The sequence below is a fragment of the Ruegeria sp. B11 genome (genome assembly GCF_056539785.1).
Map to the genome: position 1 here is coordinate 354,395 of NZ_JBQFVO010000001.1, position 16,832 is coordinate 371,226.

The 16,832-nt window shown below is 55.6% G+C and carries 16 protein-coding genes and 3 tRNA genes; 11 read left to right on the forward strand and 8 right to left on the reverse strand.

Translation table 11 applies throughout. The features are described from left to right. The first annotated feature begins 100 nt into the window (after window positions 1-100). The gene (locus ACR0I1_RS01770; protein WP_170393204.1) at window positions 101-328 is read left to right on the forward strand and encodes a hypothetical protein; all 228 of its coding nucleotides are present in this window, start codon (window positions 101-103) and stop codon (window positions 326-328) included. A gap of 75 nt (window positions 329-403) precedes the next feature. On the opposite strand, the gene ACR0I1_RS01775 is transcribed toward ACR0I1_RS01770, so the two are convergent. Then, window positions 404-478, reverse strand: a tRNA-Val gene (locus ACR0I1_RS01775). 213 nt (window positions 479-691) lie between these two features. Between ACR0I1_RS01775 and ACR0I1_RS01780 the strand changes: the two genes are divergently transcribed. The 4 genes from ACR0I1_RS01780 (at window position 692) to uvrA (ending at window position 4,531) form a co-directional block, all read left to right on the forward strand. Further along, window positions 692-768, forward strand: a tRNA-Asp gene (locus ACR0I1_RS01780). Window positions 769-820: 52 nt separating this feature from the next. Next, window positions 821-897, forward strand: a tRNA-Asp gene (locus tag ACR0I1_RS01785). 127 nt (window positions 898-1,024) lie between these two features. Continuing rightward, complete coding sequence (locus ACR0I1_RS01790) at window positions 1,025-1,567, forward strand: methyltransferase domain-containing protein (RefSeq protein WP_480459362.1); 543 nt, start codon at window positions 1,025-1,027, stop codon at window positions 1,565-1,567. A gap of 105 nt (window positions 1,568-1,672) precedes the next feature. Beyond that, entirely contained in the window at window positions 1,673-4,531 is a 2,859-nt protein-coding gene (gene uvrA, locus ACR0I1_RS01795) for an excinuclease ABC subunit UvrA (protein WP_480704711.1), read from the forward strand. Window positions 4,532-4,605: 74 nt separating this feature from the next. On the opposite strand, the gene mmsB is transcribed toward uvrA, so the two are convergent. Genes mmsB through ACR0I1_RS01810 form a run of 3 tightly spaced genes read right to left on the reverse strand, consistent with a single transcriptional unit; the run spans window position 4,606 to window position 7,673 of the window. After that, complete coding sequence (gene mmsB, locus ACR0I1_RS01800; protein ID WP_480704713.1) at window positions 4,606-5,478, reverse strand: 3-hydroxyisobutyrate dehydrogenase; 873 nt, start codon at window positions 5,476-5,478, stop codon at window positions 4,606-4,608. 3 nt (window positions 5,479-5,481) lie between these two features. Next, window positions 5,482-6,522, reverse strand: coding sequence for an enoyl-CoA hydratase/isomerase family protein (locus ACR0I1_RS01805; RefSeq protein ID WP_480704715.1), 1,041 nt, complete (start codon window positions 6,520-6,522; stop codon window positions 5,482-5,484). Window positions 6,523-6,530: 8 nt separating this feature from the next. Continuing rightward, a complete protein-coding gene (locus ACR0I1_RS01810; protein ID WP_480704717.1) occupies window positions 6,531-7,673 on the reverse strand; it encodes an acyl-CoA dehydrogenase family protein in 1,143 nt (380 codons plus the stop codon). A gap of 159 nt (window positions 7,674-7,832) precedes the next feature. On the opposite strand from ACR0I1_RS01810, the gene ACR0I1_RS01815 reads away from it, so the two are divergent. After that, window positions 7,833-8,693: a hypothetical protein gene (locus ACR0I1_RS01815; RefSeq protein ID WP_480704719.1), complete on the forward strand. Its 861-nt coding sequence runs from the start codon at window positions 7,833-7,835 to the stop codon at window positions 8,691-8,693. Between the two features lie 2 nt (window positions 8,694-8,695). Here the strand turns inward: ACR0I1_RS01815 and ACR0I1_RS01820 are convergent, their stop codons facing one another. Next, a complete protein-coding gene (locus ACR0I1_RS01820) occupies window positions 8,696-9,811 on the reverse strand; it encodes a carboxylate-amine ligase (protein WP_170610460.1) in 1,116 nt (371 codons plus the stop codon). 135 nt (window positions 9,812-9,946) lie between these two features. Between ACR0I1_RS01820 and ACR0I1_RS01825 the strand changes: the two genes are divergently transcribed. Then, on the forward strand, window positions 9,947-10,798 hold the full coding sequence (locus ACR0I1_RS01825; protein ID WP_480704721.1) for a class I SAM-dependent methyltransferase: 852 nt from the start codon (window positions 9,947-9,949) through the stop codon (window positions 10,796-10,798). A 71-nt stretch (window positions 10,799-10,869) separates the two neighbouring features. Beyond that, window positions 10,870-11,346 (forward strand): fasciclin domain-containing protein, encoded by a 477-nt coding sequence (locus tag ACR0I1_RS01830; protein WP_480704723.1) that lies wholly within the window; start codon window positions 10,870-10,872, stop codon window positions 11,344-11,346. A 78-nt stretch (window positions 11,347-11,424) separates the two neighbouring features. On the opposite strand, the gene ACR0I1_RS01835 is transcribed toward ACR0I1_RS01830, so the two are convergent. Together ACR0I1_RS01835 and ACR0I1_RS01840 are read right to left on the reverse strand one after the other, a co-directional pair. After that, entirely contained in the window at window positions 11,425-12,024 is a 600-nt protein-coding gene (locus tag ACR0I1_RS01835; RefSeq protein WP_480704725.1) for a L,D-transpeptidase, read from the reverse strand. 188 nt (window positions 12,025-12,212) lie between these two features. Next, entirely contained in the window at window positions 12,213-13,712 is a 1,500-nt protein-coding gene (locus ACR0I1_RS01840) for a CoA-acylating methylmalonate-semialdehyde dehydrogenase (protein ID WP_170421406.1), read from the reverse strand. A gap of 104 nt (window positions 13,713-13,816) precedes the next feature. Here ACR0I1_RS01840 and ACR0I1_RS01845 point away from each other — a divergent pair, with 104 nt between their 5' ends. The 3 genes from ACR0I1_RS01845 to coaD all read left to right on the forward strand — a co-directional run bounded on the left by ACR0I1_RS01845 (window position 13,817) and on the right by coaD (window position 15,792). Then, window positions 13,817-14,719 (forward strand): LysR family transcriptional regulator, encoded by a 903-nt coding sequence (locus ACR0I1_RS01845; protein ID WP_170405527.1) that lies wholly within the window; start codon window positions 13,817-13,819, stop codon window positions 14,717-14,719. 61 nt (window positions 14,720-14,780) lie between these two features. Next, a complete protein-coding gene (locus ACR0I1_RS01850; protein WP_170405529.1) occupies window positions 14,781-15,218 on the forward strand; it encodes a CBS domain-containing protein in 438 nt (145 codons plus the stop codon). A gap of 82 nt (window positions 15,219-15,300) precedes the next feature. Next, window positions 15,301-15,792 carry a pantetheine-phosphate adenylyltransferase gene (gene coaD / locus ACR0I1_RS01855; protein WP_170393190.1) on the forward strand — a complete coding sequence of 164 codons (492 nt, stop codon included), beginning with the start codon at window positions 15,301-15,303 and terminating at the stop codon, window positions 15,790-15,792. Here coaD and gap read toward each other — a convergent pair. Then, complete coding sequence (gene gap, locus ACR0I1_RS01860) at window positions 15,784-16,788, reverse strand: type I glyceraldehyde-3-phosphate dehydrogenase (RefSeq protein ID WP_170393189.1); 1,005 nt, start codon at window positions 16,786-16,788, stop codon at window positions 15,784-15,786. The genes coaD and gap overlap by 9 nt on opposite strands. Window positions 16,789-16,832 lie beyond the last annotated feature (44 nt).

Consider the following 16,832-nt stretch of genomic DNA (forward strand, 5'->3'; position numbering starts at 1 on the left):
TGTTCTTCGAAACGCGATCGCCGGCAATAGGTATTTGAAGTGGAATCGACTCGGAACATGAGGCACGCTGGTCGTCTGTGCCAAGGTAGGAGAACCCAGGATGCCTCTGTACAATGATATGTTCGAGCTTTCGGTCGAAGATATGGATATAATCGAAGAGGCCATGCGTCATGCCATAGCTTCCAGATCGAATGGCCCTGTTGACGAGAGGGTAGAAGAAAGGGAAACCCGTGAAGACTTTGTGCGCAAGGCACACGACCTTCTGGGGCGTCTGCATGACCAAAAGGTTTTTTATCGTCCTAAATCCGGCGTGTATGTCGGAGGATGACAGCATTGTGCTCGCAGCGTTGAACCAAATGGCTCCAAAACGCTTCAACTATGCCGCATAAGCATTTGAATAATATGGTGGGTGATAAGAGATTTGAACTCCTGACATCTTCGATGTGAACGAAGCGCTCTACCACTGAGCTAATCACCCATAGCGGCGTTTGATACAGCGGCTTGTGTTTCGCCGCAAGTTCAAAGCGTTCAAATTGCAGCGCGTCAGACGAAATCCGGTTTTCACACATTGCCCGCCAAGTCGTATAGATCGGAAAAAATCAGGTTCGAGCAAAAAACTTGAAAACGCCGCTTGACGATGCCGGGGTGTAGCCATAATACACCCCAACGTTCAGAGATGAACGGGCAGTGGGCGGTTGTAGCTCAGTTGGTTAGAGTACCGGCCTGTCACGCCGGGGGTCGCGGGTTCGAGCCCCGTCAACCGCGCCATCGCTGCCAGCCTTTGATCCGGGCAAACGGATCGCACATAGACCCTAAATGCGCGGTTGTAGCTCAGTTGGTTAGAGTACCGGCCTGTCACGCCGGGGGTCGCGGGTTCGAGCCCCGTCAACCGCGCCATTTTCCTTCGATTTAGAAAGTCATACGCCCTTGTGGGCGTTTTTTTGTGCCGACATCTTACTGATCTTATGATTTATTGCCTGCAAAACATCAGGGGCAAGCAGTGACCAGTCTAAATCGAGTTATCATGGCACGGCGCAGCCGGCAGTGGGTCCGCGGCCTGAAGCCGGAAACACTTGATGTCATTGAGATTTCTGGTTCGTGGGGTAAGCAATTTGGATTTTGCAGCTATGAACAGATTTGGCATAAGCAACATGATATCTGCACCGGACCCGTTCTGAACAAACAACAGCAGGTGCGAAAGGTCGATCTGGTTTTGGCCAATCAGGTGTGGGAGCACTTGGATCGCCCGGTTGAAGCCACGCTGAACGTGCTAGAGATGCTAAGGCCCGGAGGGTATTTCTGGCTGGCCGTCCCGTTCTTCATTCCGTTTCACGCTGCTCCGCATGACTGTTCGCGCTGGTCTGCGCGCGGATTGAAAAACCTGCTCACTGAGTGTGGGTTCGACCCGGATCTCATCCGGGCCGAACAGTGGGGCAATCGGCATGCCGCTTTGCGCAATCTCGAACTTGAATGGCCTCCTGTTTATGACCCTGAGACAGACAATTTGGAGAACGATCCCGATTTTCCAATCTGCGCATGGGCTCTGGCTAAGAAAACCAGTGCTTAAGCCGAGTGTCGAAAAATCGCCTGTTCTTACTTTGTTCTAATTTTTTGGTTGGAGACTCAGCCGCTCTCGCCTATCTCTGAGTGACGTTGGTTGTTGGGGGCCTGAATGGCTGAGCTGAAGAATATCGAGGTGCGCGGTGCGCGCGAGCATAACCTCAAGAGCATTGATGTCGACATCCCACGGGATCAGCTGGTGGTGATCACTGGCCTGTCGGGCTCGGGTAAGTCTTCTTTGGCATTTGATACGATCTATGCCGAAGGGCAGCGCCGCTATGTCGAAAGCCTGTCGGCCTATGCGCGCCAGTTCCTCGATATGATGGAGAAGCCCGATGTGGATCACATTAGCGGACTAAGCCCCGCGATTTCGATCGAGCAGAAGACGACCTCAAAAAACCCGCGTTCGACCGTGGGCACCGTAACCGAGATCTACGACTATCTGCGCTTGCTCTTTGCCCGTGCTGGTACGCCTTACAGCCCGGCCACAGGATTGCCGATTGAGGCACAGCAGGTGCAGGACATGGTCGACCGGATCATGACGATGGAGGAGGGCACGCGCGGCTATCTGCTGGCCCCCATCGTTCGTGATCGGAAGGGTGAATATCGGAAAGAGTTCCTTGAGCTGCGCAAGCAGGGTTTTCAACGCGTCAAGGTAGATGGTGAGTTCTATGAATTGGATGAGCCGCCGACGCTGGACAAGAAGTTCCGCCACGATATCGACGTCGTTGTCGATCGTCTGGTGGTACGAGAGGGCATGGAAACACGCCTGGCCGACAGCCTAAGGACCGCACTGGATCTGGCGGACGGGATCGCAATCCTCGAAACCGCACCGAAGGAGGGCGACCCGGAACGCATCACATTCAGTGAGAATTTTGCCTGCCCGGTCAGTGGGTTCACCATCCCCGAGATCGAGCCGCGCCTGTTCTCATTCAACGCGCCCTTTGGGGCTTGCCCCGATTGCGACGGGCTTGGGGTCGAACTGTTCTTTGATGAACGTCTGGTCGTGCCGGACCAGACATTGAAACTCTATGACGGGGCGCTTGCGCCCTGGCGGAAGGGTAAATCACCCTATTTTCTGCAAACGATCGAAGCTATCGCGCGACATTACGAGTTTGACAAGAACACTCCCTGGAAGGACTTGCCCAAGAAAGTCCAGCAGGTGTTTCTGCGCGGGTCTGGTGATGAAGAGATCCAGTTCCGTTATGATGAAGGTGGCCGCGTCTATCAGGTTACCCGAAGCTTTGAAGGCGTCATCCCCAACATGGAGCGCCGCTATCGCGAGACTGACAGCGCCTGGATTCGCGAAGAATTCGAGCGCTATCAAAACAACCGACCCTGCGGCACATGCAAAGGCTACCGTCTGCGTGCTGAGGCGCTGGCCGTCAAAATTGCGGGTTTGCACGTTGGACAGGTCGTCGAAATGTCGATCCGCGAGGCGTTGGCCTGGGTCGAGGATGCCCCAAATCATCTGAGCGCACAAAAGAACGAGATCGCGCGCGCAATTCTCAAGGAAATTCGCGAGCGGTTGGGTTTTTTGAATAATGTTGGATTAGAGTATCTTACGATGTCTCGTTCAAGTGGTACCCTGTCCGGAGGTGAAAGTCAGCGTATCCGTCTGGCGAGCCAGATCGGCTCGGGCCTGACCGGGGTATTGTATGTACTCGACGAGCCATCGATTGGTCTGCACCAACGCGACAATGATCGTCTGCTGGGAACGCTCAAGAATTTGCGTGACCAGGGCAACACGGTCATCGTCGTTGAACATGACGAAGAGGCCATTCGCGAGGCGGATTATGTGTTTGATATCGGTCCCGGTGCAGGAGTGCATGGGGGACAGGTGGTCAGCCACGGTACGCCCGAGCATATCGCCGGCGATGCGGCCTCGATCACCGGTCAATATCTTTCGGGCACGCGCGAGATCCCGGTGCCGGTTGAGCGGCGAAAGGGTAAGAAGCAAAAAGTAGCCGTTGTTAAGGCGACGGGAAACAACCTCAAGAACGTTACGGCCGAATTTCCGCTGGGAAAATTTGTTTGTGTGACCGGTGTGTCTGGCGGTGGAAAATCGACGCTGACGATTGAGACTTTGTTCAAAACCGCCTCGATGCGGTTGAACGGCGCTCGCCAGACACCGGCGCCCTGTGAAACGATCAAAGGGCTAGAGCATCTGGACAAGGTGATCGACATAGATCAGCGACCCATTGGCCGGACTCCACGTTCAAATCCAGCGACTTACACCGGGGCTTTCACCCCGATCCGAGACTGGTTTGCCGGGTTGCCAGAAGCCAAAGCGCGTGGATACAAGCCCGGGCGGTTCAGCTTTAACGTCAAAGGCGGCCGGTGCGAAGCGTGTCAGGGTGATGGCGTCATCAAGATCGAGATGCACTTTCTGCCTGATGTTTATGTCACCTGCGAAACCTGTAAAGGCGCGCGATACAACCGTGAGACGCTTGAGATCAAATTCAAGGGTAAGTCCATCGCGGATGTACTTGATATGACAGTGGAAGATGCGCAGGAGTTTTTTAAAGCGGTGCCATCGATCCGTGACAAGATGGATGCCTTGGCTCGCGTTGGGCTCGGCTACATCAAAGTTGGTCAACAGGCGACCACGCTCTCCGGTGGTGAGGCGCAGCGTGTAAAGCTCTCTAAAGAACTGAGCAAGCGATCAACGGGTCGAACGCTGTATATTTTGGACGAACCCACAACGGGTCTGCATTTCGAGGACGTGCGTAAGCTATTGGAAGTCCTGCACGAACTGGTCGACCAAGGAAATACTGTTGTTGTCATCGAACATAATCTCGATGTCGTAAAAACCGCCGACTGGATAATCGACATTGGCCCGGAAGGTGGCGATGGCGGAGGTCAGATTGTGGCTGAGGGTACGCCCGAAGACGTCGCTGAATGTGAGCGTAGCCACACTGGGCGTTATCTGAAGCCAATGCTGGATGGGCAAGCCGTAGCTGCCGAATAGGAACAGAGCGAGAGAAGAAAATGCTGCGAATTTTCTTCTCTGTTGCTTCGTAGAGCGCTGCGTTCTTAGGTTGTTCAGTCTCTGGACCGCTTCTCAAATCGCGGTAACATGGCGCTGAAATCGCGACCCAAGCCATTTTCTTGTTCGACAAACTGTTCATATAGCTTTGTCGCAACCTGTCCCATGGGCGTATCAGCGTCCGCACTTTCGGCAGCCTGTTGGCTGAGACGTAGATCTTTCAACATCAGCTCGGCGGCGAAACCAGGGGTATAGTCATTGTCGGATGGGCTTTCGGGTCCAACGCCTGGGGCAGGGCAATAGGCGTTCATTGTCCAGCTGTACCCTGACGAGGTGCTGACCACATCGAACATCTTTTGCCGGTCCAGTCCCAATTTATCAGCAAGCGCAAATGCCTCGCAGGTCGCGATCATCGTCACGCCGAGGATCATGTTGTTGCAGATTTTGGCGGCCTGACCCGCGCCAGCTTCACCGCAGTGAACCGCTTTTTGCCCCATGATTTCAAATAACGGAGCCGCCTTGGCAAAAGCTGCGTCAGATCCACCGGCCATAAAGGTCAAAGTGCCTGCAGCGGCCCCACCAATCCCGCCGGATACAGGTGCATCAACTGATAGCAGACCAGCCTGAGCAGCTTGCTGCGCCACCGCGCGGGCGCTGTCGACATCGACCGTAGAGCAGTCAATCAGAACCGCGCCGTCTTGCATTTCAGGGACAACTTCATCAGCCACAGCGCGCAGAATTTGCCCGTTGGGAAGCATGGTGATAACCACGTCGGCTTCCGAAGCAGCGGCAGCGCCGGAAGACGCCATGGCCACGCCTTCGATGGCGACATCAACTTGATCAAAGCCGATGACGTCATGGCCCGCGCGCGCCAGATTGGCCGCCATCGGGCCGCCCATGTTGCCAAGCCCTATGAATGCGATTTTCATCCCTTACTCCTCTGAAAAGCTTAAAGCATCCGCACCGAGCGGCTGCAGCATCTTGGACACTGCGACGGCAGGCACATCCAAATCTGCAAACTGCCAATTCGGGTTGCGATCCTTGTCGATGATCTGGGCGCGAATGCCTTCCAGAAAATCGCCATGCTCCATCGCGCGATAGGTAAACCGGTACTCCAGATCCAGCGCTTTTTGCAATGTCAGGTTGGTTCCGCGCAGCCGATGCAACATCTCGACAGCACAAGCCATGGAGATAGGAGAGTTTCGCTGCAGTGTGCCGAGAATTTTCGTCGAAAATTCTGTGTCATCGCTGCGCAAGCTGTTCAGGATATCGCCAAGGCTTTCTCCGCTGAATAGCCTGTCGATCTCGCCCTGCATTTCAGCCAAGGGGCTATCCGGTGCGGGCACTGCATGCTCATCCACCAGTTCCGCCCGTCCAGAGGCTTCCAACTGGTCTATCAGCCCCGCCCAATGCTCTTGGGGAATGAAATGGTCGGCAAACCCGGCATAGATCGCATCTCCGGGCCCCATGCGGTGGCCGGTGGTACCCAGATACTCGCCCAAACGCCCCGGCGCCAGCGCCAACATCAGCGATCCGCCCACATCAGGAACCAGCCCGATTGAGCATTCCGGCATCGCGATCTTTGAGCTTTCTCCAACCACTCGATGGCTGCCATGGCACCCGATGCCAACCCCGCCACCCATGGTGAAACCTTGCAGGAAGCTGACCACTGGTTTTGAGTACTCAAAAATCAAGGCATTCAGGCGGTATTCGTCGCGCCAAAACGTTTGGCCATAAGCATAGTCCGCCTTGGTGCCGGTCGCATAAAGCTCGGCAATATCTCCGCCAGCGCAAAAGGCTTTGTCGCCTTCGGCATCGAGAATGATCAGATCGACTTGATCATCCTCACGCCAGTCGCGCAGAGCGGTATCGATGGCCATGCACATCTCATAGCTAAGGGCGTTCAGGGCGTGTGGTCGTGTCAGCGTGATGCGCCCGGCACGGCCTGTGGTGCGAATGTCGATATCGGACATCAAAGACCTCAGCGATTGGAGAGCATCTGGCGCGCAACGATCACGCGCATGATCTCGTTCGTGCCTTCCAGAATTTGGTGCACGCGCAGATCCCGCACCAGTTTCTCGATGCCATAATCCGCCAGATAGCCATATCCGCCGTGCAATTGCAGACACTGATCCACAACCTTCGATCCGGTTTCTGTTACGAATTTCTTGGCCATCGCACAGAATTTTGTGGCGTCCGGTGCGCCCTGATCAAGTTTCCACGCTGCCTGACGCAAGAATGTGCGCGCCGCCTGTAGCTCAATCTCCATATCTGCCAGTCGGAACTGCAGCGCTTGAAACTGATCGATCGATTGTCCAAAGGCCTTGCGCTCGGACATATACTGCAACGTCATGTCCAGACCGTTCTGAGCTGCCCCCAGCGAGCAGGAGGCGATGTTCAGGCGGCCACCGTCCAGCCCCATCATCGCGTATTTGAAACCGTCGCCTTCAGCTCCGACCAGATTGCCGGATGGAATTTTGCAATCGTCAAACTGAACTTGCGCGGTTGGCTGGCTTTTCCAACCCATTTTCTGTTCCAGACCACCGAAACTCAGGCCCGGCGTGCCGTCTTCGACATATACCGTCGAGATCCCCTTGGGACCGTCCTGACCCGTGCGCACCATGCAGACATAGGCATCCGAATAGCCGCCGCCGGAAATGAACGCTTTTGTGCCGTTGAGCGTGAAGCCTTCATTGGTCCGTTCAGCGCGCGTTTTCAGCGCCGCAGCGTCCGATCCCGATCCGGGTTCCGTCAGGCAGTAGCTGAGGACGGTTTCGAGGCTGAGGATACTTGGCATAATGCGGTACTTCAGATCGTCACTGCCAAAGCTGTCCAGCATTTTGGCGCACATGTTGTGAATCGACAGGAACGCCGCGACCGAGGGGCAGGCCATCGATAACGCTTCGAACACCAGTGTCGCATCCAATCGCGTCAAACCCGAACCGCCAGCCTCTTCCGAGACATAAAGTCCACCAAATCCTAGTTCGCCGATTTTGGGCCAAAGCTCTTTGGGGATGGTTCCGTCTGCTTCCCACTGACGCGCGAAGGGGGCGATGTGGTCTTGGCCAAAGGCGTAGGCCATGTCGAAAATGGCCGTTTGTTCTTCGGTCAGCGCGAAATCCATGACGTGTGCTTCCTGATGGCTATAGAATTGAACGAGCGTTTTATTCTTCAATCCTTACAGAAATTTTTCAATGACGGCAAACCCGGCGATTTAGGGGATTTCTGGACGGTGAGGTATACTGCGGGAATTCTGCTTTCTTGATCATTACGGAGTATTCTTATGTCGTCACACAAGCTTGCTGTTATCGCGATTCACGGCATGGGCAGCCAGTACAATCCTCAGAACCAGCCCCCATCCACGACCCCAACGTTTTCCAAAGGGCTGAAACGACGCGTTTCAAACCGGGTCGGCGCGGATATGGATGATGTGATCTGGCACGAGGTGGTCTGGGCACAGATCCTGCAAGGGCGGCAAAAGGCATATCTGCGCAAGGTCAACCGCAGCCTTGGATACGATAAGCTGCGCGAGTTTGTAGTGTGCAATCTGTCGGATGCTGCTTCTTACCGACCAACTCCGGATGATGGCGATAAGATCTATGAAGCGATCCACAAAAAAATCGAGAATGTGATGGGGGTCGTCAAATACCAGGTCGGACCACAGGGGCCTGTACTGATCCTGGCGCATTCGCTGGGTGGGCACATAATGTCGAACTATATTTATGACATGCAAAGACATCTGCGCCAGGGTGGTTCACCGGTTCACCCGACAGATGTTGAAAACATGAAAACCGTTGCTGGCCTCGTGACGTTTGGGTGCAATATTCCGATTTTTCTGTTCGCATATCCCGAGAATGAGATTTTTCCGATCATGGCCCCGAACCGCGCGCTGCCGCCTGCGTTGCAGTTTTCGACCTGGTGGCGAAACTACTATGACAAGCATGATGTTTTGGGTTTTCCTTTGGGCAAAAGCGCGCCAAGCTATGAACAGCTCGCTCAAAGTGGGGCCTTGAAGGATAAGCCGATCAATGCGGGCAAAATCTTTACGTCGTGGAACCCGCTTTCGCATAACGGATACTGGACGGATCGCGATTTGTATGAACCCGTAGCGGACCGGATCAAAGAGATTTTGGCGGCGATTTGACTTTATAGGTCGGCGTGAAATTCCTCGATCAGGTGCTTGACCACCGCCATGCCCGGATCATCCCCGCGCGCCAAAGCTTCAGCGTAAACACGGCGTTGGCGGGTGGCGGAGGTGCCATTTTCTGCGATCTGCCGAAGGCGGGCGAGTTCGGTCATGGTGCCCAATGCCTCGGTGTCTTCGGCCAACATGCCCATCAGCTCTCCGATCAGTTCAGCCATCGGCTTGATTGAGCGATCACCGAAATCGATCAGACCTTCGCCCACACCGTAGCGCTGCGCGCGCCAACGGTTTTCGCCGATCAGAAACTTATCATATTGCCGCCAACGAAGATTGCGGTCTTTCAGGCGGCACAGCATCCGGGTCAGCGCCTGCACTAGCGCTGCAAGCGAAAGCGTATGTTCAAGCCTTGGCTGTACGTCCATGATGCGTGTTTCTAGGGTAGGGAACCGGTGAGATGGACGTAGGTCCCACCAGATTTTAGAGGTGTCCTCGATCACGCCGAGTTCGACCAGCACGCCGGTGGTGCGTTCGTATTCGCCCCAACTGCTGAACACCGGGGGCAGACCGGTCCGGGGCAGATTGTCGAACACGGTGAGCCTATAGGAGGAAAGCCCGGTATCTTCGCCGTTCCAATAAGGAGACGAGGTCGACAACGCCAGCAGATGGGGCAGGAAGTAAGAAAGCTGGGGTACCAGGTCGGCGCGCAAGGCTTGATCTTCGACGCCCACATGCACATGCATTCCGCAGATCAGCATCCGCCGCGCCACGCCGCCCAAAGCATGCTGCAGGGCGTCGTAGCGCTCTTTCCGTGTGTGGTGCTGGTCTTTCCAGTTCGCAAACGGGTGGCAAGAGACCGCGATCGGAGCCAAATTATACTCGGCTGCACGTTTTGAAACACAAGAACGCAGGCGCTTTAGATCTTCGCGCGCCGATCTGATCGTAGCATGTGGGCGGGTCCCGACTTCGATCTGGCACTGCAGAAATTCCGGGCTGACCTGGCCTTCGAAATCTGCCTGACAAGCTTCCATCAATGCTGCGGGCGCCTCGGCGAGCTGCAGACTGTCTTGATCGACCAGCAGGTATTCCTCTTCAATGCCGATCGTGAATTCCTGCTGCATGGCGGCCCTCGTTGGTCAATTCACATCAGTGAATACGGAAATTAGCGTTTTGCCAAGGGTTTGGCCTGTCGGTTCTTGCGGAAGTCCTGCGTGCACAGGTAAAGAGCGGGCGCAACGTAATGTGGAGCCGTCCTCGTGAAACCCAGAAAATTTCCGCAGATCAATGCAGCCCTGGATGAGTTGGGCGTCAAGCTGATCGACAAGGTTACGGAACAGGATGAACGGGCGCGGCTGGAAGCGTTCGAACGGGCAGGGGGATTGACCAGGCCCGCTTATGCCCTGTCGCCGGGAATGGACGGATTCGATATCGCGCAACTTGTCGAAGAGTATACGCGCCATGCCGATGCGCTTGCAGCTTTGAAGGACCCGGCGCGAAACCAGACTGGGTATCACACCGGCAATGGATACTACGATAGCCCGGATGCGGATGCGCTTTACCTGATGATCCGCCGCTTTCAGCCCAAGCGCGTGATCGAGGTCGGTTGTGGGAACTCTACCCGCGTGACGCGGCAGGCGATCATAGATGGTGGTTTGGATACGACGATCACGGCAATTGATCCGTACCCGCGCGCAGATATCGCCCATGTCGTCGATCAGTTTGAGCAGAAGCGACTGGAAGAAGTAGATCCCGCGCTGTTCGATCAGCTTGAGGCTGGGGATGTTCTGTTCATCGATTCAAGCCATGTGGTTCGGATGAGCAACGATGTCGCCCATCTATTCTGTCGGATCATTCCGGCGCTGAAACCCGGCGTTGTCATTCATGTCCACGATGTTTTTCTGCCTTATGAATACCCCAAACGGTTCTTCTATGACTGCCCAGGATGGGGTGAGCAGTACATGTTGCACGCCTTGCTGCAATCCGGTTTCTATTCAATGCTTTGGCCCGGTTATTACCTGCAGCAGGATCGCCCCGACGCCGTCGCAACGCTGCCGTTTCTAGAAGAGGGCCGTGCGCAGAGCATCTGGGTTCAGCTCAAAGAAAATTGATTTCTGTGTGATCCGGTTCGAACCCAGGCCCGTAACCCTTTCCATAACAAGCTGGAGAGGAGTTAACAGCCATGTTCCGCCGCACATTCATGGGCGCTGCCGCCGCATTTGCACTTGCACTGCCCGCCAAGGCACAGGCCGCTGATATCGTCGATACCGCAGTTGCTGCCGGGTCATTCAACACCCTGGTTGCTGCCGTTCAGGCCGCGGGCCTGGTTGATACGCTGAAAGGCGATGGGCCCTTCACCGTCTTTGCACCCACGGATGAAGCTTTTGCAGCTCTGCCTGAAGGCACTGTTGAAACCCTACTTCTGCCGGAAAACAAGGACCAGTTGGTGTCGATCCTGACCTACCATGTCGTGCCAGCCAAAGTGATGTCCGGCGACATTGCAGGAAAGCGCGCGAAGGTTCTGACCGTGCAAGGCGACCGACTAAGCGTGAACGCAAAAAATGGCGTGAAAGTTAATGGTGCCAAAGTTGTGCAGGCCGACATCGAAGCCAGCAACGGCGTCATTCACGTTGTCGACGAAGTGATCATTCCCGAATAAATCTACCACCTTCACGAAAACAAAAGCCCCGTTCCTGATGGACGGGGCTTTTTTGTGTTTCGTGTAGAAACTCGCCGTTTAGACCAAACGTACCTGAGTACCGACCTCTACCAGCGGATACAGCTCTTCAACGTGCTGGTTATAGAGACCAATACAGCCGGACGAGCTCTGACGTCCAATCTTGCGGGTATCATAGGTGCCGTGAACCAGGTAGGCAGGCCAGCCAAGATACATAGCGCGAGTTCCCAATGGGTTTCCAGGTTCACCACCCTCCATGCGAATTGGCAACGAGGGATCGCGTTCGCGCATTGATGGGGTTGGTGTCCAGCTTGGGTTCTCCGCCTTGCGTGTGACTTTGGTATAGCCGCGCTTGGTCAGCTCTTCGCTCATCGGGACAGAACTGGGGTACAGCTTGTAGGTTCCATCCGGCCCCCAGTAATGAACAGCCCGGCTGGTGATATCGGCCAACAATGCGCCGACGCCCAACTCGTCAAAGTGATCCTGCCAATTCTGCTGCGAGAACGATGAAACGTTACGACGTACTGGAAGCTGCGTGCTGATTGCTTCCTCGGTCTGTGGGAAAGCATCAGTGCTTTGAGCACGCACGATAGCAGGGGCCGCAATCAGCGATGCAGCGCCCAAAAGGGCGTGACGACGGGTAAAACGATTTTGGGACAAGGTTGCCTCCAGGGAGTTATGAGCTGCTCGGATAGTTGAATTACCGATAAAATATTAGTGAATGCCTGCTTTTTCCAGAGGGCGACCTCTGAATTTCTTGTGAGGTACGCGATCAGGCAGCAACTGGCGCAGGCACGAAAAAACCCGACCCATGTAGGGCCGGGTTTCCTGATTTGTAAGCTGAATGATCAGTCCATCGCTTTGAAGTTGAACTCGCCACCTTCCTTGATGCCCGACGGCCAGCGCGATGTCACTGTTTTGGTGCGGGTGTAGAACTTGAAGCTGTCTGGACCGTGCTGGTTCAGGTCGCCGAACATCGATTTCTTCCAGCCGCCAAAAGTGTGGTAGGCCAGCGGAACCGGGATCGGAACGTTGATGCCGACCATGCCGATGTTCACACGGCTGGCAAAGTCGCGCGCCGTATCACCGTCGCGGGTGAAGATCGCAGTGCCGTTGCCGTATTCATGATCCATCGCCAGTTTCAGCGCCTCTTCATAAGAACCCGCGCGGACGGTCGACAGGACCGGGCCAAAGATCTCTTGCTTGTAGATATCCATGTCGGGAGTGACGTTGTCGAACAGGTGCGGGCCAACAAAGAAGCCATCCTCATAGCCCTGCAGGCTGAAGTCGCGGTTGTCGACAACCAGCTTCGCGCCCTGCTCAACGCCCGAGTTGATCAGGCCAAGGATACGCTCTTTCGCGGCAGCAGTAACAACCGGACCCATGTCTACGTCGTCGCCCGCTGTGTAGGGGCCGACTTTCAGCTTTTCTACGCGCGGGATCAGTTTTTCGATCAGTGCGTCTGCGGTTTCTTCACCCACAGGAACGGCAACCGAGATCGCCATGCAGCGCTCGCCAGCCGCGCCAAAACCCGCACCGACCAGCGCGTCAGCAGCTTGATCCAGATCGGCGTCAGGCATAACGATCATGTGGTTCTTGGCGCCACCGAAGCACTGCGCGCGTTTGCCGTTGGCGGTTGCACGAGCATAGATGTACTGCGCGATCGGGGTTGAACCCACGAACGACACGCCCTGAATGATTTCGCTGTCCAGCAGGGTGTCCACGGCCTCTTTGTCACCGTTTACGACTTGGAACACGCCCTTGGGCAGACCAGCTTCGACAAACAGCTCTGCCAGCATCAATGGAACAGAGGGGTCGCGCTCGGACGGCTTTAGAACAACTGCGTTGCCGCAGGCCAGTGCCGGGCCAACGTGCCAAAGCGGCATCATTGCGGGGAAGTTGAATGGCATGATCGAAGCGACCACGCCCAGCGGCTGACGCATCGAATACATATCGATGCCCGGGCCCGCGCTGTCGGTGAACTCACCTTTCAGCATCTGGGGCGCGCCGATGCAGTACTCGATCACTTCCAGACCACGCTGCAAGTCACCCTTCGCATCGGGAATGGTCTTGCCATGTTCCCGGCTGAGAGCCTCGGCCAGCTTGTCCATGTCGCGGTTCATCAAGCCAACCATCGCCATCATAACGCGCGCGCGCTTCTGCGGGTTGGTTGCGCCCCAAGCGACCTGAGCTGCTGCAGCGTCTTCGATCGCAGCGGTGGTCTCGGCGACACTGGCCATCGGGCATTGGTACTGCACTTCACCCGTTGCTGGGTTGAATACATTGTCAAAGCGGCCAGATGTGCCAGCGACATTTTCGCCGTTGATGAAATGGGTCAGGTTCTGCATTGCAAACTCCTCCGGATTAAGTTGCGCGAAGAATAGACTTGCGAAAATCACCTGAACAGAGGCAATATTTCAAATCAGTTTTGCAAAAATGCAAAGGGTAGAACATGACGCCGAATTGGGATGATTTGCGGGTTTTCCTGGCGGTCGCGCGCGATGAAAGCCTTTCGGGTGCGGGGCGGGTTCTCAAGATAGACCCGGCGACTGTCGGGCGCAGAATCGCGCGGCTCGAAGCGGCATTGGACGCGGTGTTGTTCACGAAATCACAGCAGGGCTATGTGTTGACGACTGCAGGACAACGCCTGATGGAGCATGGGCTGCAGGCGGAAGAAGCTATGCGCGCAGCGACTGGTGTCATGTCAGGCTCTGCCAAATCGCTAAGCGGTCAGATCCGAATTGGTGCCCCGGATGGTAGTGCCAATTACCTGTTGCCACAGGTCTGCGCCAAGATCAGCGATGCCAATCCTGATCTCGACATTCAGATCCTGGCGTTGCCGCGCATCATCAACCTATCCCGGCGAGAGGCCGACATGGCGGTAACAGTCAGTGCGCCCACCGCAGGGAAACTGCTGGTGCAGAAGATATCCGACTATCGGCTGCATATGGTCGCAACGAAGGAATACCTGAGTCGTCACGCCGAAATTCGATCCATCGAGGATCTAAAAGGGCATCGGATGATAGGCTATATTCCGGACATGATTTTCGACCGCGAGCTGGACTATCTCAACGACATTGGTGTTGAACGTGTCGCGCTTGCATCAAACTCTGTTTCTGTTCAGCTGCGACAAGTTTCGCTGGGAACAGGAGTCTGCGTGGCACATGATTTCACATTGCCGTTCCATCGGGGATTGCAGAAAATCCTGACGGATCAGGTCAGTCTGACCCGGGGGTTCTATCTGGTCCGCCATCAGGGTGATCAGCGCAATGAGCGGTTGAACCGCTTTGCCGAGGCGTTGACGCGCGGAATACGGGACGAAGTAGCGCGGCTTGAGCGCGAAGCTTCACCTTGACACATTCACACATTCCGGCAACGCTTTGGAAAACAGTACGTAATTCCGGAGGTTTTCGCTTATGCTTGTACAGGCCATTCTCAAATCCAAGGCCAGCGGCGGTGTGGAGACGGTCGAGCCAACGGCATCCGTTTCTCAGGCTGCGGAGATTCTTGCGGAAAAGCGGATTGGTACTGTGGTCATTTCCGAGGATGGGGGGCAGACGGCAGCGGGTATTTTATCCGAACGAGACATTGTTCGCGAGTTGGCTGCCAGCGGCAGTGGGTGCCTAGATAAACCCGTTAGCAACTATATGACCAAGCAACTTGTGACCGCCAGCCAGCAGGATACTGTTGAGTCTATCCTGTCCCAGATGACCGAAGGACGATTTCGCCACATGCCTGTATTGGAAGATGGCAAACTGGTCGGCATCGTTACGCTGGGTGATGCGGTCAAGGCGCAACTGGCTGAACTTGCTATGGAAAAAGACGCGCTTGAGGGCATGATCATGGGGCACTGAACGCGGGGGCTGTTTCAGCCTCTTGCACCTGCGGCAAAGTTGTGTTTGCTTGCGCAGAAATATTGTTGCGCTGGAGAGCCCAATGCGGGTTGGATTATATCCCGGTACTTTCGACCCTATCACCATGGGTCATATAGACATTATTCGCCGCGCGGCTGCGCTGGTGGATAAGCTCGTCATTGGTGTTGCTATCAACCGGGACAAGGGCCCGCTGTTTTCTTTGGAAGAACGTGTCGCGATGATCGAGGCCGAATGCGCCCATCTAACCGAGCAGACTGGCACCGAGATTGTCGCGCATCCGTTTGAAAACCTGTTGATCGATTGCGCCCGCGATGTAGGCGCTCAGATCATCGTGCGCGGACTGCGTGCGGTTGCGGATTTCGAGTATGAATTCCAGATGGTTGGGATGAATCGCGCGTTGGACGACTCGATTGAGACCGTGTTCTTGATGGCAGAGGCACGGCATCAAGCCATTGCGTCGAAACTGGTCAAAGAAATCGCCAGATTGAACGGGGACGTGTCAAAATTCGTCACGCCCCGCGTTAATTCCGCCTTGAAAGAGCGGTTAGGATAGCGCGCCCATCGCGGCGGCAGTGTCCAGCATCCGGTTCGAGAAGCCCCATTCGTTGTCGTACCATGCAAGCACACGAACCAATGTGCCGTCAGTTACTTTGGTTTCAGCCAGTGAAACCGTCGAGCTATGCGAGTCGTGGTTGAAATCGATCGAGATCAAGGGGCGATTCTCGGCCGCCAGCACACCGGGGATTTTGGCGGCGGCTTCTACAAAGAGGGCATTGACCTCTTCTTCGGTCGTCGGTCGCGAAACCTCAGCAACCAGATCAACGACTGAGACATTGGGCGTGGGGACACGAATGGCTTGCCCGGTCAACTTACCAGCAAGCTGCGGCAGAACCAGACCAACAGCCGATGCCGCGCCAGTTGTCGTCGGAATCATCGACAGCGCAGCTGCGCGCGACAGGTAGGGGTCTTTGCCCGCAGTGTCGTGAACCGGTTGGCTGGCCGTATATGCATGAACTGTGGTCATGTTGCCGTGTTTGATACCTAGTCCTGCGTCCAAAGCCGCCGCGACCGGCGACAGGCAGTTGGTGGTGCACGAGGCATTGGAAACAACGATATCGTCGGCGGTTAACTCATGATCGTTCACGCCGAACACGACTGTCTTCACGCCGCCGTCGCCACGGGCAGGGGCCGAGATCAACACTTTCTTTGATCCGTTTTTCAGGTGCCGCTCAGCTGCTTCACGGGTCCGGAAAACACCGGTGCATTCCAGAACCACATCCACATCAGACCAGTCCAGTGCTTCGGGATCACGCTCGCTGGTCAGCCGGATGGGCCCAGCACCCACGTCCAGACCTGCATCAGTCAGAGTTACGGGATTGGAATAGCGTCCATGCACGCTGTCGAACTCGAACAGATGTGCGTTCATTTCGGGCTTTGCCAGATCGTTGATTGCGATGATTTCAACATCAGTACGTCCGGATTCCATGACGGCCCGAAGAACGCCGCGCCCGATCCGTCCAAATCCATTGATTGCCAGCTTGAGTGTCATAATGCGCTCCGTCAGAACATGGTCCATAGATGGTTAGCGCTAAC